14 protein-coding genes are annotated in these 15,054 nt (G+C 42.2%); 4 read left to right on the forward strand and 10 right to left on the reverse strand.

Annotated elements, in window-relative coordinates:
• Positions 1-58 precede the first annotated feature (58 nt).
• The 9 genes from M2273_RS18380 to M2273_RS18420 all read right to left on the reverse strand — a co-directional run bounded on the left by M2273_RS18380 (position 59) and on the right by M2273_RS18420 (position 10,150).
• On the reverse strand, positions 59-454 hold the full coding sequence (locus M2273_RS18380) for a hypothetical protein (RefSeq protein ID WP_429399217.1): 396 nt from the start codon (positions 452-454) through the stop codon (positions 59-61).
• 211 nt (positions 455-665) lie between these two features.
• A complete protein-coding gene (locus M2273_RS18385) occupies positions 666-2,300 on the reverse strand; it encodes a carboxylesterase/lipase family protein (protein WP_429399218.1) in 1,635 nt (544 codons plus the stop codon).
• Positions 2,301-2,520: 220 nt separating this feature from the next.
• Entirely contained in the window at positions 2,521-4,113 is a 1,593-nt protein-coding gene (locus M2273_RS18390; RefSeq protein ID WP_429399219.1) for a M1 family metallopeptidase, read from the reverse strand.
• Positions 4,114-4,285: 172 nt separating this feature from the next.
• Entirely contained in the window at positions 4,286-5,614 is a 1,329-nt protein-coding gene (ffh, locus tag M2273_RS18395; RefSeq protein WP_429399220.1) for a signal recognition particle protein, read from the reverse strand.
• A gap of 374 nt (positions 5,615-5,988) precedes the next feature.
• Positions 5,989-7,011 (reverse strand): DUF3078 domain-containing protein, encoded by a 1,023-nt coding sequence (locus M2273_RS18400; RefSeq protein ID WP_429399221.1) that lies wholly within the window; start codon positions 7,009-7,011, stop codon positions 5,989-5,991.
• A gap of 121 nt (positions 7,012-7,132) precedes the next feature.
• Positions 7,133-7,933 carry a hypothetical protein gene (locus M2273_RS18405; RefSeq protein ID WP_429399222.1) on the reverse strand — a complete coding sequence of 267 codons (801 nt, stop codon included), beginning with the start codon at positions 7,931-7,933 and terminating at the stop codon, positions 7,133-7,135.
• A gap of 129 nt (positions 7,934-8,062) precedes the next feature.
• Positions 8,063-8,896: a glucosaminidase domain-containing protein gene (locus M2273_RS18410; protein WP_429399223.1), complete on the reverse strand. Its 834-nt coding sequence runs from the start codon at positions 8,894-8,896 to the stop codon at positions 8,063-8,065.
• Positions 8,897-8,956: 60 nt separating this feature from the next.
• Positions 8,957-9,508, reverse strand: coding sequence for a glycoside hydrolase family 73 protein (locus M2273_RS18415; protein WP_429399224.1), 552 nt, complete (start codon positions 9,506-9,508; stop codon positions 8,957-8,959).
• A gap of 3 nt (positions 9,509-9,511) precedes the next feature.
• Entirely contained in the window at positions 9,512-10,150 is a 639-nt protein-coding gene (locus M2273_RS18420) for an O-methyltransferase (RefSeq protein WP_429399225.1), read from the reverse strand.
• Between the two features lie 217 nt (positions 10,151-10,367).
• Here M2273_RS18420 and M2273_RS18425 point away from each other — a divergent pair, with 217 nt between their 5' ends.
• A complete protein-coding gene (locus tag M2273_RS18425) occupies positions 10,368-10,691 on the forward strand; it encodes a GxxExxY protein (protein ID WP_429399226.1) in 324 nt (107 codons plus the stop codon).
• A 217-nt stretch (positions 10,692-10,908) separates the two neighbouring features.
• Here the strand turns inward: M2273_RS18425 and ruvX are convergent, their stop codons facing one another.
• Positions 10,909-11,325, reverse strand: a complete 417-nt coding sequence (gene ruvX / locus M2273_RS18430; RefSeq protein ID WP_429399227.1) for a Holliday junction resolvase RuvX — start codon at positions 11,323-11,325, stop codon at positions 10,909-10,911.
• 131 nt (positions 11,326-11,456) lie between these two features.
• On the opposite strand from ruvX, the gene M2273_RS18435 reads away from it, so the two are divergent.
• From M2273_RS18435 to M2273_RS18445, 3 genes are read left to right on the forward strand one after another with little or no spacing between them, the layout of a single operon-like run.
• On the forward strand, positions 11,457-12,662 hold the full coding sequence (locus M2273_RS18435; protein WP_429399228.1) for an ATP-binding protein: 1,206 nt from the start codon (positions 11,457-11,459) through the stop codon (positions 12,660-12,662).
• A gap of 2 nt (positions 12,663-12,664) precedes the next feature.
• A complete protein-coding gene (gene ricT / locus M2273_RS18440) occupies positions 12,665-14,089 on the forward strand; it encodes a regulatory iron-sulfur-containing complex subunit RicT (RefSeq protein ID WP_429399229.1) in 1,425 nt (474 codons plus the stop codon).
• Positions 14,089-14,571 (forward strand): gliding motility lipoprotein GldH, encoded by a 483-nt coding sequence (locus tag M2273_RS18445; RefSeq protein WP_429399230.1) that lies wholly within the window; start codon positions 14,089-14,091, stop codon positions 14,569-14,571. The genes ricT and M2273_RS18445 overlap by 1 nt, the downstream gene beginning before the upstream one ends.
• The last annotated feature ends 483 nt before the right edge of the window (positions 14,572-15,054 follow it).

Raw genomic sequence — 15,054 nt, forward strand, 5'->3', positions numbered from 1 at the left:
GTGAAACACGAACGATCATTAAAAGTATATTTCTTATTCTACCTGTTGATTCTTAAACCTATCTAACTGTATCAGCAAGCAACAAAAACCCACAGGAAACAATTACGCTGGCCAGAACCATTATTGACCATGCATTTTGATGCCGCCTACTCATTTTTTCGAAAGCGACATTAAGTTTTTTCAATCGCTTATTATTCAACAATATAAAATAGTTTAGCAGCAAAGCGCCCACTGCCCCAAAAAGTATAACCGTGCCCGATATTGCATTTAAATTAAACCAGCCAGATCTTAAATAAAGCTGGGCGATCAGCATTAAATTGGTTAATAAAACGATCATCAGGAAACTCACACCAAAAAGTGAATTGAAGCGGGGTAAGCTTACCAGGCCGAAATTTTTAAAGTTCCACCTGTAAAAGCTTACATACATGGATTTATAAAATCTTGCAGTGTTCATGATGTTGGGGGTTTAAGGTTAATAAATTGGCTTTAGCTAATATAAAAATATTATATATGGAATAAACGCATTTTTGTAAAATATTATTGCGTCAATCTTCATTAATATTATTTATTTATGTTTTTTTATTAAAAAGATAGCCAATGTCTGCAAAAATTGAAATTGTTGCAAGCCACCTTTGTTAATAAAGAAAAAACCAAAATATCAGCCCTTATTTTGCAGCCACTATTTGCAAAAGGTTTTTATCCGGGTTGCTTTTTACCTCACATTGGTTATCAAATATCATAGTAGCTCCATTAGCCTCGGTATATTTGGGCCAGCTGGGCAGGTCTTTATTGTTAGGGTCGCCTTTTGTAGCAAAGTTTATCCAGGCCTGGCTTATACGATTGGCAAGCGTATAAGCCGCTTTACCTCCTCCCGTCATTTCTTCGCAACGGTCAATATTATTAAACTGAAAAGCCAGATCCATGCAATGAATAGCTTTAAGCGTACCATCTAACACGGGCGATTGCCAGGTGAACAAGTAGGTATAAACCGGTGCCGTAGCCGATGCCGACTTGGCATTAGCCTGTTTTATCACTCCCGGCCTGAAACGCAGATCGATATCCACATAATCACTTGGTTTTAGGGTGCTGTTGGGGTAGGTCTTTTTTACCTCGGCTATATAGGCATCCGTTTTATCGCCGTATGTTTTTTGCAAGTAGGTTTTGATCGAATCCATAGAATATTCCTTTAGCGCAGGGTTCATGGCCGAAGCAAAAATTTCGTTTTTGGTAGAGCCTACCAACAGCGGAACATCTTTTGACAGGGCAAGCGCAGCAGCGTCGCCCGGCTGATAGGGCAGGAAATTATTATCAAGAATCGGTCCCCATCCAAGACCAAAGCCCGGGAGGTTTTTACCTTCGGCTTTTAAAACATCCGATACTTTTTTAATGGCTTTTTTACTTGCCGCGTATAAGCGGTCGTACGGTACGGTTTTCAATGAATCTGCCTGTGCTGGTTGTAAATTCAGTTCTTCCAGCAATGCGGCCGAGACTCTTTTGGCAATCGTATTATCCAAAAAATTGTTCACATAACTACCGCTTTGTACAATGGCTTTTTGAAATAAACCTTTGGCAGATGGGGCAGCCATTAGGGTTGATACCTTACCACCACCGCCTGATTGGCCGAAGATGGTTACGTTATCCGGGTCGCCGCCAAACTGCGCTATATTTTGCTTAACCCATCGCAGGGCAGCCACAATATCCAGCATACCCGCATTGGGCGATGATTTATACTTATCGCCATAGGCAGACATATCCAGAAAACCCAGCACATTTAAACGGTGGTTGATAGATACCACCACCACATCGCCTTTGCGGGTTAAGTTTTCACCGTCATAAGATGGCAGCTCAACAGACGAACCAGCCGTAAAACCCCCGCCATGTATCCAGAACATTACAGGCCGCTTTTTGCCATCGTTAAGTCCCTTTGTCCAAACGTTAAGTACCTGACATTTTTCGCTGCTGTAACCCCAGTCATGATGATAGGCAAATTCAGACGGATCATTAACCTGTGTTGTTACATCGGTAGGGCAAACCGGCCCGTACGCCCTTGAGCTTCTTACGCCTTTCCAGGGAGCCGGCTTTTGAGGAGCCATAAAGCGTTCTGCCGTGGCATAGGGAATACCTTTATAAGTATAAATCCCTTTATGGATATAACCCGCTACCTGTCCGTTATCGGTATTGGCTACAGCAATATCATTACCGGCAACAATGGCATCATCGCCGCTTTTACTTTGGCAATAGCCATACACGGGCAACAGACATACGGCTAAAAAAGCCCAAAATGTGGAGATTTTCTTCATGACTTATCTGGTTTAGTATAATTGGTTTATTGATTATCCGGAGCTTGAATAACAACCTAAAATGATACTACAGATAAGTTACTGTTAGCAGAAATATCTGCCGAAAGCGGACGCTTATTCTATAATTATCATTGTGTAGGTATTACACAATGATAATTATAAATTCTTATAAATCAAGGGCGACAAGCAATTTTGTTACAAAGTATATTATTGCAATGAGTTAATTTGCAATAACATTAAATGTGGCCAGTAAGTTAACATTAGGATCGGCAACAATGGTTTCAGGTTTTGCTTTCACCGCGATTTGGGCCGTAGCCGCTTTACCATTTACCGTAATGGTGTGAAGCTGGCCCGCTATGGTTATCTCCAATGGAAACACATACACGTTATCCTGTTTTTGCTCTATGCTGATATCAACCGTTCCCTTATCCGCATCATAATGCCAGGCTACATTTAAATCAGGATGACCTGCTGTACGCAGCCATTGGTTAAAAAACAGCTTCAGATCCTGCCCGCTGGTTTGTTCCATTATTTGGCGCAGATCATCAGTATTGGCATTGCTGCCCCGGTATTTGGCGTAGTAGTTGCGCACTCCTTTCCAAAACAGCTCATCGCCCAGTTTGCGGCGCAGCATGTGCAATACCCAGCCGCCTTTTTCATAACTATTGGCGTTAAGCAGTTGCATATACTGCCCTTTTACAGCTGTATCAACCACGGGGGTAAGTCGCTTTTTTTCGAAGGACAGTACTTTCTTTCTATCGTCCGATAAGCGTTTTTTCAGGGTATCCACACCATATTTATTTTCGAGGTACAAATTGGTCATATAAGTGGCAAAGCCCTCGCTAAGCCAAAGATGCCAGAAACTTTTTTCGCTGGCGCCATCGCCAAACCATTGGTGGGCAATTTCATGGGCCATTAGTTCTTCAATTTCCGGTGATTTAACCGACTCTTCAAAGTAAAATATGGCACTGGCATTTTCCATGCCGCCAAATATGGTTTTGGATTGCACGTTGGCCAGTTTTTCATAACTGTATGGCCCAACCTTATTTATAAAAAAGGGCAGGATCTCTTTAGCTACAGCATAGCTTTTAAACCCAACTGTTTTATCCTCCGGGAACACATAGGTATAAACCGGGATCTTATTCACATCGCCTGGGTGATCTATGGTAAATGCTGCCACACCAATTACCATTACCTTGGTAGGCAGTACGGCAGACTCACGCCAGTGGGTTAACTTTAAATGATTAGGCAGTGCCTGTTCTTTTATTTTTAATCCGTTGGATATAACCTGGTAATGATCAGGCGCGGTAACAACAAAATCAACCGTGGCCTTATCTGCCGGATGGTCAACGCATGGCAGCCAGTTATGCGCGCGATTGGGCCAGTTATCGCCAAAAAAAGTGCGGTGTCCATAATTATTAGTTGATATAATGAGCCCATCGGCAGGGATACCCGCATAACTTATCTTGTAATTATGAGTGCTGTTTAACTTTGCACCGGCATATATTGTAACCGCATTGCTATCCTGCACAAATTTGAGTTTTTTGCCATTTTCCGTAATAGCCGAAACTAACATCCCTTTACCGGTACTATTCTTTTTAATCAGGTTCAGCTCAAAAGATGGTGCGTCTTTTAAAAATTTAATAGCGATGGTGGCCTGGCCCTTGATATTATTATTAGCGTCATTCAGCTGCAGGGCAAAGTTGTAGTGCTGCACATCAATGGATGAACCGGGGATCTGGGCCTGGGCTGTAAACGCGGAAAGGGTTAATGCAATAGCAAGAGTTTTGCGGATATGTGGAATGGAAAGCATACTAAATATTTAAAAAGCTAAAGTTTACAAAAAAGGCGGGCATTTACACGCATTCGATAATATTTTTATAAGAAGCGTTTAGCGCATCATTGCGGGGTACCAGGCAACAAAAAAGCTCCTGGCTATTCACCAGGAGCTTTTATATTTTCCAGTCCTTTTAGGGGATTGGGAGCTACATTTTCGGCATCCGGCGCATCATGCTGGCCATGGCTGCGGGGTTGCTCATTTGTTTCATTACCTTTTTCATATCATCAAACTGCTTCATCAGGCGGTTCACCTCCTGCAGATCGGTACCTGATCCGCTAGCTATACGGCTGCGTCTGCTTTGATTGATGGTTTCGGGGTTTGCTTTTTCAAACGGGGTCATTGACTGTATAATGGCCTCGATTGATTTAAAGGCGTCATCATCAACCTCCACATCCTTCATCATTTTGCCTACGCCCGGTATCATGCCCATCAGATCCTTCATGTTACCCATTTTCTTGATCTGCTGTATCTGGCTGTAAAAATCGTTAAAGTCAAACTTGTTTTTGCGGATCTTCTTTTGCAGTTCGGCAGCTTCTTTCTCGTCAAACTGTTGTTGCGCGCGCTCCACCAACGATACCACATCACCCATTCCCAAAATACGGGATGCCATACGATCAGGGTGGAAAACGTCGAGCGCTTCCATCTTTTCGCCTGTACCTATGAATTTAATGGGCTTGTTAACTACCGACTTGATAGAAAGCGCGGCACCACCACGGGTATCGCCATCAAGCTTGGTTAAAACCACACCGGTAAAATCAAGGCGGTCATTAAACACCTTGGCGGTGTTCACCGCATCCTGACCAGTCATGGAATCCACAACGAACAGGATCTCATGCGGATTTACGGCGGCTTTTACCTGTTCAATCTCCACCATCATGGCTTCATCAATAGCCAAACGACCGGCGGTATCAATAATTACCACGTTATGGCCGTTCTGTTTAGCCAGGGCAATACCTTCGCGGGCTATAGCAACAGGATCTTTCGACTCGCGGTTAGCATATACTGGGATGCCTATCTGCTGGCCCAAAACTTCCAGCTGGTCAATAGCCGCGGGGCGGTAAATATCATCAGCAACCAGTAATGGTTTCTTGTTTTTTTGTGTTTTTAAATAATTGGCCAGCTTACCGGTAAAGGTGGTTTTACCCGCACCGTTCAACCCTGCAATTAATATAATGGTTGGCGTAGCCGGAAAGTTAAGTTCGGCAGTAGTGCCGCCCATCAGTTCGGCAAGCTCATCGTTCATGAGCTTGGTAAGCAACTGGCCCGGCGAAACCGCGGTTAATACGTTTTGCCCCAGCGCCTTTTGCCTTACATCATCCGTAAATGCTTTGGCTGTTTTATAGTTAACGTCGGCATCCAGAAGGGCTTTGCGTATTTCCTTCATGGTTTCGGCCACGTTTATCTCAGTAATAGTTCCCTGTCCCTTCAGGACCTTGAACGCCCTGTCGAGTTTATCCGAAAGATTTTCAAACATTATGATAAAAAACTTTTATTCTTTTAAAGGATACAAAGGTATGATTTTGAAATATATCCGTTAAATTAATTTAGACAGCACATTATAGCTTGATGCTAACCACCGAATTGGGTTCTTAAGCCTTTTTAAAGTGCCCTTTTCAGTCAAAAATTATATTAAAAAAGATTAAAAAACACCAAAAATAGTCCGAAAAGTACTCGTTTTGATCCATTTTGAACAAAAATTGACGGTTTTTTTAACATTTAAAAAGTCGTGATTTTCTGACTATTAAATGATTGATTTTTTTTCGGGGCTCAAATCGTTTTTTCGCGAAACAGCCCGGTTTCTCTGATCAGAGAAACCGGGCTGTTGACATATAAATTTAGTTTATATCGCTACGGGAATCGGTACAACACGCCCAATGCAAGGCCTTCGGTTGCCTGAGCATCTGGCGAGGTGTGCTTATCATATAGCAATGTGCCATTTATGGTAACGTTTATTAAACGGTTTACACGGGCCGCCAATACCATGTCTACACGATGGGTTATAAATTTGAGCGATTGTCCGTAGGGTATAAATAATGCATAACGCGTGTTCAGGTGAATATTTTTCATGATATCCTTATCAAACAATGCAACCAGCTGGAAAGCGAGATCGTTTTTTACGGTATGTAAGGAATCAACGCCATAATTATCGGGCTGATGCTGGATAATGGTTTTGTCTAAAACAAAGGTTTGCCTTGCAGTACCTGTACCCAAACGCAAATCGAAATAGGTGGTTGGTTTGTACTCAAAACCGACCGACTCCGTTAAGTAACCCGGCGACATGAAGTTTGAGATATATTGCGCATCTATCACACCATTCCCCTGGTCAACATAGTTAAACCCTTTATCAAATTGCGACTCAAAGGTTAACGCGCCGAAAAAGTACCAGTGTGCTGATAATTGCGATGCCAGCTTGTTATCAAAATAAATACGGTCGTTGGTTTTACGTTTGCCCTGGCCTTTGTTTTTTGATACACCATAGGTAAGGTTAAGTTCAGATACATAGCTAAACGGAGCCTTATTGTATTCGGTATGATATATAAAATTTGTACCTAAGGCGACCGCGGTTACACCACCCGCGCTATAATTACTGGTAAAGGCCGACTGGCTAAAATTAAGCCCGAAAGTAATAGCCTTTTTCCAATAATTCACCTTATAATCAAGCATGGTAAACGGAACTTGCGCCCTTTGCAACTGTACCGGCCTTACACGGGTAGGGATGGCATTTTTACGGGAATCTATCCTGAGTTTATTGATCTGTGCGGTATCTATTTTAACGGTGTCTCTTTTTAGGGTGTCCGTTTGCTGGGCTTTAGCCGAAATGCCGAAGGTAATTGATACCAGGAAAAGAAGGCCAAGTCTGGTTTTTATCATAGTGGACAAATTAAAGCAAAAATCTCCTTTTTTAACAGATTAATAAAAAATCAGCAGGATAGTTTTAAATTTTTTGAAGTTTCTGGCCGTGATCTATCTTAATTGTCGTGATATATTCATACTATGGGGTACCCAAATCCTTCACCTTGGGCGTAACCAGAGGTGCTAATGTATACACCTTGGGCGCCCGTAAATATCGCCTTAAATTCGCCTTTATAGATGCTATAAAATCATATTCACTTGCGGTTGTCACCATATAGTAGCCCGGGCGGTAACGCTGCATAAAATCGGTAAGCTGCTGGTCTTTTAAATGGGTGATATTGCCAACGTAAGTACGGTTAAAGCGGAAATCGATCACGTTTTGCTTATGGTCGCGTTCAATGATCTGGCGCAGGTGTTCGGCGTTGCGGCCGCTGCGGCTCAGGGAATTCCATAAGGCGTCAATGCCTATACCCGCACCCATGCCTGGTGCAACTGAAAGCACGTCATGGTTATCCAATGATCCGTAAATTTTGGTATAATCCCGCTTGGTGGCTTCCAATTGTTTTTGCGGACTAAGCATGGTATCCCGTACAATAACTTCCCTGAGCTGTATGGCCGTGCGTTTCATGTAAACCGCCAGCGAGGTATTATTTTGTACCTGCAGGGTATCGGCGTAATGATCAAATTTGGTAAAAACAAGTACGTCGCCGGGTTTGGCGTCTATCTTAAATTCGCCTTTAAATGTATTGTAAACCGATTTGCCGGTGGTGATATTTAGCACATTTACCTTTGCAATTCGGTCTTTGCTTTCCTTATCAAACACAATACCATCAATGGTTTTTTGCTGGGCAAAAACCGTTACAGATAATGTGCAAAAAAACAAAAGCATCCATATTTTCATGGTGGCGCCAAAAATAAACGTTCGGCATTGCTTACTCATACTATTTAACAACAATTAACAGCTTTTTTTAGTATCAAGTAGTTAGTATCAAGTATCATGACTTTTAAAATGATATTTATACCCTACAAGAAATCGTGATACTTGATACTAACTACTTGATACGCTCAGCTATTTCACAACTACAAGCTTTTGTCCTATAGCGATGTGATCATCGGCTATACTGTTTAACGCTTTTAGTTCATCAACTGTTATTCCAAAACGTTTTGATATGTTGTATAGTGTATCGCCCTGTTTAACGGTGTATATTTTATCGTCGGGCCGGGTTTGTGTAAGCGTGTCTGTATTGGGTTTGCCTATGCTATCATTTATCTGCGACAGCACACGGTCTTCCCGTTTAATTTTGGCTATTTCACCTTCGGGCCGGTCATATTGGTCAAGGTGGTAGCGTACAATAATATTGATGAGCATGTCGGGATATTTGGGATTAGTCGCGTAGCCCGCCTGTTTAAGTCCGCGTGCCCAGCCTTCATAATCATTTTTATCCAGCTCAAACAGTTTCGCATAGTTTTTCCGCTTTAAAAAGGCAGAGTGATCACGATAGGAATCATCGGGGTTATCATACACCCTGAAACATTCGTTAGCGCTGTCATCATCCTTGTAATAACTTTTACCCGTCCAGTCGCGGGTACACTTGATGCCGAAATGGTTATTAGCCACTTTGGCCAGCTCGCTATTACCGCTGCCCGATTCAAATAAACCCTGTGCGAGGGTAATACTTGCCGGTATGCCGTTCTGGTTCATTTCCTGAATGGCGATAGCTTTAAACCTTTCAATATAGGATAGGGAAGTGTAAGACTGGTAGCTCGAGATGGCGTCCCGATTGTCTTTTTTTATCGTGTTATTATTGCGGCGAACCTGACCGTTAGAGATAGTTCCTTTCCGTGACGAGCACGAGCTAAAGCAAACCGCGGTTATAAATAATAAATAAAATAGTTTTTGCATACAGCTAAACCTTAGTATGTGGCATTAATAAATATGCCAAAGTAAGATTTATTAATGTATTTATTGTTTTGTTTCTGCTAATTGGGTTTGATTGGCCGTTTTAGTTGAATCTACGGGCTTCTCATCAAGGTCATGCAGATCGTATTTTTTAATGATACCCAATACCTGCGATGCCCATTTGCGGCTGCCGGCGTAACCACTGCGTTGAATGCCTTTCGCCCATCCTAAGTAATCATAATGGGTAAGTGCATCAGCCAGGTGACTGAATTGCTTACGCTCGGTCATGATGCGGGCAAAATCCTGGAACGAATCCAGTACCGAATCGTATCTTTTGTAGGGTGTGCGTACTTTTTTATTGTGTTTGGTATAAACCGCGCCGCCGCCGCCTTTTACGCCAAACTGGTTGTTTAACTTTTGGGCGATGTTGCTGTTGCCACAACCCGACTCATGCATGGCCACACCTAAAACGATGCTTGCGGGTACCCCGGTTTCGTGCATGATGCGAATGGCATCATCTTTAAACTTCTCGATATAAGATTGTGAAGTGTTTTTTTGAGCTGAAACAGCTAATGTTGATATCAACAGGGATGTAATCAGTAAGATTTTCTTCATAATTTATTTTTTTCTGATAACCAGCAGCCCGTCGCGTACTGGCAGGATAAATTTTTCTACCCTGCTATCAACAGCTATCTGGTCATTTAGTTTGCGGATGTTTGCAGTATCGGCATCATTTTCGGGGCCGTACACCTTTCCTTTCCACAAAACATTATCAATTATTATTAATCCTCCGGATCTGACTTTGTCAAAGACCAATTGAAAGTAAGTATAATTATTCTTTTTATCGGCATCAATAAACACCAAATCAAAATTATCTTCCTCTAAATCAGCAATAATTGCCTCTGCCTGGCCAAAATGCAGTTTTATTTTATTTTCAACATTTGTTGATTTAAAGTGTGAAATGATGATATCCTCCATTTCGCGGTTAACTTCAATGGTATGGAGGATGCCATCTTTGGCAAGCCCTTCGGCCAGGCAAATTGCCGAGTAGCCGGTAAAAGTGCCTATTTCCAGAATACGTTTTGGCTGTACCATTTTGCTCAAAAAACTGAGCAGCCGGCCCTGATAATGTCCCGACAGCATATGCGGACGGAGCACCTTTAAATGCGTTTCCCTATTGAGCTTTTGCAATGCTTCCGGCTCAGGATCGCAATGGTCATCTAAGTATGCCTGCAGGCCATGGGGTAGAATATCCATGGGGCAAAGATAAACCGTTGATGGGTTTTATTACGCTGATTTCGTTGATTATTTTCTTAACGCATTGATTATTAGTTGATTTTATTTGATTTTTTCAACCATGCCGCTTGCTTTTTTTGATTTTGAAGATGCCTTTTCTGTTTTTTAGTAATCATTTTTCCTTCGGTATTGATTGATTTTTATAGCTTTATTAATTAAGCCTTTAACCTTATTCTGAATGAAAGAAACAGTAAAACCCATTTATAAGCACTCCGAAATAACCGGTAAAATTATTGGTTGTGCCATGAAGGTACATAGTGAACTGGGCAATGGTTTTCAAGAGATAATTTACCAACGAGCATTGGCCATTGAAATGCAAAAACACAATTTAATATTTAATCGTGAACTGGAAATGGCCATATATTATGATGGAATTGATATCGGCAAAAGACGTGTTGACTTTTTGGTTTCCGATATCGTGATGGTAGAAATTAAGGCAACATCAAAATTAGACGAAGCACACCTGGCCCAGGTATTAATTATCTGGAAGCTTACAAATTAGAAACGGGACTACTTTTAAACTTTGGCTCAAAAAGCCTGGAGTTTAAACGCATCACTAACGAGCACAAATTAGCCAAACAACAAAGCAAAAACTCTCAATAAATCATTAACTACTTACAAAGCATCAACTTAAACAAAATAATCCATGGTCAAGAATCACTAACGCCTTAGCAAAGCAATCATTACCCACCCGCAAAGCATCAGCGAAATCAACGCAATCAAAACAATCTGCGGTCCATGTAGCTCTGCAGCAATATCACCGCCGATATGGTATCAACCAGTTCTTTATTTTGCCGGTTTTTTTTATTCATGCCGCTTTGGGCAATGGTAGCCGATGCCATTTTTGAGGTAAACCGCTCATCGAGCATTTCGATGGGAATCTCCGGGAAAGTTCTTTTCAGCAAACCAACAAAGCCTTTTACGTGTATGGCCGATTGTGATGGGGTGTTGTCCATCTGCTTGGGTTCACCAACAATAAAGCGTTCAACCTGTTCGGTTTGCAGGTACTTTTTCAGGTAATCAACAATATATTGGGGGTGTATGGTATCCAACCCGGTAGCTATGATCTGCAACGGATCGGTAACCGCAATGCCTATGCGCTTGGTACCATAATCAAAAGCCATTATTCGGGCCATGTGTAGTTTTTAGTTGTGCGTGGTAAGTAATGGGTTTTGAGTTCCAAAGCAAATTTATAGGATGATTCAACTCAGGGCCCAAAACTCAGCACTTATTATTATGTTAATTATTTGGTAAAAATAGCCCTTTTATGGGTACTAATATTAACTCAATACTTATTACTCAAAACTATTTCACTATTTTGCACCAAATGCAGTTTAAGAATATAGTAGGACAAGCAGCGATAAAGCAACGGTTGGTTAACTCGGTGAAAGAGAACCGGGTAAGCCATGCACAGTTGTTTTTAGGTCCCGAAGGATCGGGGAGCCTGGCGCTTGCTGTTGCTTATGCTCAGTATCTGTCATGCGAGGATAAGCAGGAAGACGACTCCTGCGGTGTATGTTCATCATGTCGCAAGTATCAAAAACTGATGCACCCCGACCTGCATTTCTCGTACCCGTTTTTTGCCAAACATAAAGACGATACCGCGCTAACCTTTATTGAGCAATGGCGCGATGCTTTTATAAATAACCCTTACCTGAGTTTAGATACCTGGCGCGGATACCTCGATGCTGAAAACAAACAGGCCAACATCAACATTGCCGAGTGCCACCAGATTATTAAAAAACTAAGCTTTAAGCCGTTCGAATCGGTTTATAAGATACTGATCCTTTGGCTACCCGAGTATTTAGACAAGGAAGGAAACGCGTTATTAAAGATTATTGAGGAGCCGCAACCCAATACTTTATTCATATTAGTGGCACAAAATCAGGATCAGATATTGAACACCATCCTGTCGCGTACGCAACTAATAAAAGTTCCATGCCTCACTTATGAGGAAGTAAAACAATACCTGCTTACCGAACATAACCAAACGGATGATGCCGCGGCCGAAATAGCCTACCTGAGCAATGGCAACCTGACCGAAGCCCTCACCATGCTGCAACAGGACAACAAGGGCTACCATAACCTTTTTGTGCAATGGCTGCGCCTTTGTTTTTCAAACAAGGGACTGGAGGTTTTAACATTTGTTGATCAGTTTTCCAAAATGGGCCGCGAAAACCAAAAAAACTTTTTACGCTACGGCATAAGCTTTATCCGCGAGTGTTGTTTGCTGATGGCCGGGGCGGGTAATTTGGTACACCTGCCTGCAAAAGAGCTGGAAACAGCACAAAAAATGACTAACGTGCTTGACATTTCAAAAGCACAATACATAAGTGACGAGCTTGAAAAAGCGCATTATCATGTAGAGAGAAATGCAAATCCAAAAATTTTATTTTTAGATGTATCTTTACAGATTATAAAAATACTAAATTTAAAAACCATCCCTCAGGGGAGTCAATATATACCGAATTAATTATGGGATGTGGAAGTTGCTCAACAGGGGGCGGATGTTCACCTGCGGGCTGCAAAAGTAATGGTTCATGCCTTACTAATGGTTGCAGCAAATTAGATGTTTACGATTGGCTGTCGCATATGGACATGCCAACAAATTATAAGCCGTTTCCGGTTATTGAAGTGAAATTTAAAGGCTCACGAAAGGAGTTTTTTTTAAACAGCGAAAATATTTACCTGGAAGCCGGCGAACTGGTAGCCGTTGAAGCCACTACCGGTGGTTATGATATTGGTCACGTATCTATAACCGGCGAACTGGTGCGCATGCAAATGGTTAAACGCCATGTTAAAGAGGCCGATGTGGTTAAAAAAATATACCGCAAAGCTACCGTTGCCGATGTAGATAAGTGGAAAGCCGCCAAAGATATGGAATGGGAAACCATGCATAAATCGCGCAAGCTGGCACTTGATCTTAACCTGAGCATGAAACTGAGTGATGTGGATTACCAGGGCGATAAAACAAAAGCTACTTTTTATTATACTGCCGAAGGCCGCGTTGATTTCAGGGAACTGATCAAAAAAATGGCCGAGACCTTCCGCATCCGGATCGAGATGCGGCAGATAGGTATGAGGCAGGAAGCCAGCCGTTTGGGTGGTATTGGTTCATGCGGTCGCGAGCTTTGCTGCTCCACCTGGTTAACTGATTTTAAAACGGTGTCGACCTCGGCTGCCCGCTATCAAAATCTATCCTTAAACACCCTAAAACTGGCCGGCCAATGCGGTAAGTTAAAGTGCTGCTTAAACTATGAGCTGGATACTTACATGGATGCTCTAAAATATATCCCTGATAATGTGAACGTACTTAAAACCGAAAAAGGTGACGCGCGTTTGCAAAAAACAGATATCTTTAAAAAGATCATGTGGTTTAGTTATCCACGTGAAGAATCATGGGTTCCGTTGCCTATTAGCAAGGTAAAGGAAATTCAGCAGCAAAATAAAGATGGTGTTATCCCTGCCGATCTGGGCGAAATGGTGGAGGTAGAAAACCTGCCGGCAAAAGCACTTGATTATGAAAATGTGGTTGGCCAGGATAGCTTAACCAGGCTTGATGAGCGCAGCCGTAATAACAACAATAAAAAGAAGAACAATAACAAAAATCGCAACAAAGGCCAAAAACCCGGAGGTCCATCGGCCGAAAACCGTCCTGGTGGTCAGCCTAACCAGCCACGCCAGGGAACTGCTCCAACTGCCGAAAAACCGGCGCAGGGTACCCCGGAGGGTAACAGACCCCAACAGGGAAACCGCCCACAACAGCCGGGTAACAGGCCACCGCAGGCGCAGGGTAATAAACCGCCGCAGGAAAATAACAACAGGCGTAACAGGCCAAACCGCCCAAATCCAAATAACCCAAACAAAAACAATAACACCCCACCGGATACCCAGCAATAATGAAACGGGCTTTAAAATTCTTTTACCCTGCAGCGTGTGCATTACTCCTTATGCTGTTGGGTAGCTGTACCGATCCTAAGGCAGTTATGGATAATAATACGGCCATTGCCGATCATAACTGGTCGTACGTGAACAGGGCTAAGTTTGATTGCAAGATTGATGATGAAAGCGCCGCTTACAACCTGTACCTCAATTTGCGGGTAACAGATAATTATAAATACGCTAACCTGTTTGTACTGATCTACCAATCATCGGGTGGCGACAAACCAAAAGTAACCCGCTACGAAGTAAAACTGGCCACTCATGATGGCCAGTGGCTGGGCAAAGGATCGGGCAATTTATACAGCTACCAGGTGCCGTTTAAAACCGGTTATAAATTCCCTTCCAAAGGCAATTACCATTTCGAGATAGAGCAAAACATGCGCGATAACCCCCTGCATGAAGTAAGTGATGTAGGATTGCGGGTGGAGAAGGTAAGATAAATTTGTTATCTTGTTCGTTTAAAACCGACCTTACATGAACCGCGAATATCCCATTTCTACAGGGTATAAAATTTTCTATTACATCATTGCTTTGGGGATGATTGCTTTTGTGTTATTTCTCTTTAGCCGTCCCAGTGATATTAATACTGCGCTTTTCATAATACTTTTTGTGACCGTATCCGTGGCTTTAGCTATCATGATTAACATGTTTAAAAGCAAGATAATCGTTTCAGAAAACAGTATTATACGTACCAACATTTTTAAAACCAAAGAATTATACTTTACTGATATCAAAGGATTCAGAACCGATTCAAAAATAATTACCCTGGAATCAGCTTCCATATCCAAAATGAAAATATTCAATTATGAGGAGTATGCTGACCATAAGTGGATATTCCGCTCCATATGGGACCATCGATTCCGACGCATATAGGGCCAGTGATTCCGCTGCAAAAGGGACCAGTCAAGAAAGAGAAAGTGTGT

This window comes from Mucilaginibacter lappiensis, from assembly GCF_050433765.1.
GTDB classification, from domain to species: Bacteria; Bacteroidota; Bacteroidia; order Sphingobacteriales; family Sphingobacteriaceae; genus Mucilaginibacter; species Mucilaginibacter lappiensis_A.

What these genes read in the sequence shown, in the direction of transcription:
- M2273_RS18380 (WP_429399217.1), bottom strand. Translation starts at nt 454, where the DNA reads ATGAACACTGCAAGATTTTATAAATCCATGTATGTAAGCTTTTACAGG.
- M2273_RS18385 (WP_429399218.1), bottom strand. Translation starts at nt 2,300, where the DNA reads ATGAAGAAAATCTCCACATTTTGGGCTTTTTTAGCCGTATGTCTGTTG.
- M2273_RS18390 (WP_429399219.1), bottom strand. Translation starts at nt 4,113, where the DNA reads ATGCTTTCCATTCCACATATCCGCAAAACTCTTGCTATTGCATTAACC.
- ffh (WP_429399220.1), bottom strand. Translation starts at nt 5,614, where the DNA reads ATGTTTGAAAATCTTTCGGATAAACTCGACAGGGCGTTCAAGGTCCTG.
- M2273_RS18400 (WP_429399221.1), bottom strand. Translation starts at nt 7,011, where the DNA reads ATGATAAAAACCAGACTTGGCCTTCTTTTCCTGGTATCAATTACCTTC.
- M2273_RS18405 (WP_429399222.1), bottom strand. Translation starts at nt 7,933, where the DNA reads ATGAGTAAGCAATGCCGAACGTTTATTTTTGGCGCCACCATGAAAATA.
- M2273_RS18410 (WP_429399223.1), bottom strand. Translation starts at nt 8,896, where the DNA reads ATGCAAAAACTATTTTATTTATTATTTATAACCGCGGTTTGCTTTAGC.
- M2273_RS18415 (WP_429399224.1), bottom strand. Translation starts at nt 9,508, where the DNA reads ATGAAGAAAATCTTACTGATTACATCCCTGTTGATATCAACATTAGCT.
- M2273_RS18420 (WP_429399225.1), bottom strand. Translation starts at nt 10,150, where the DNA reads ATGGATATTCTACCCCATGGCCTGCAGGCATACTTAGATGACCATTGC.
- M2273_RS18425 (WP_429399226.1), top strand. Translation starts at nt 10,368, where the DNA reads ATGAAAGAAACAGTAAAACCCATTTATAAGCACTCCGAAATAACCGGT.
- ruvX (WP_429399227.1), bottom strand. Translation starts at nt 11,325, where the DNA reads ATGGCCCGAATAATGGCTTTTGATTATGGTACCAAGCGCATAGGCATT.
- M2273_RS18435 (WP_429399228.1), top strand. Translation starts at nt 11,457, where the DNA reads ATGGGTACTAATATTAACTCAATACTTATTACTCAAAACTATTTCACT.
- ricT (WP_429399229.1), top strand. Translation starts at nt 12,665, where the DNA reads ATGGGATGTGGAAGTTGCTCAACAGGGGGCGGATGTTCACCTGCGGGC.
- M2273_RS18445 (WP_429399230.1), top strand. Translation starts at nt 14,089, where the DNA reads ATGAAACGGGCTTTAAAATTCTTTTACCCTGCAGCGTGTGCATTACTC.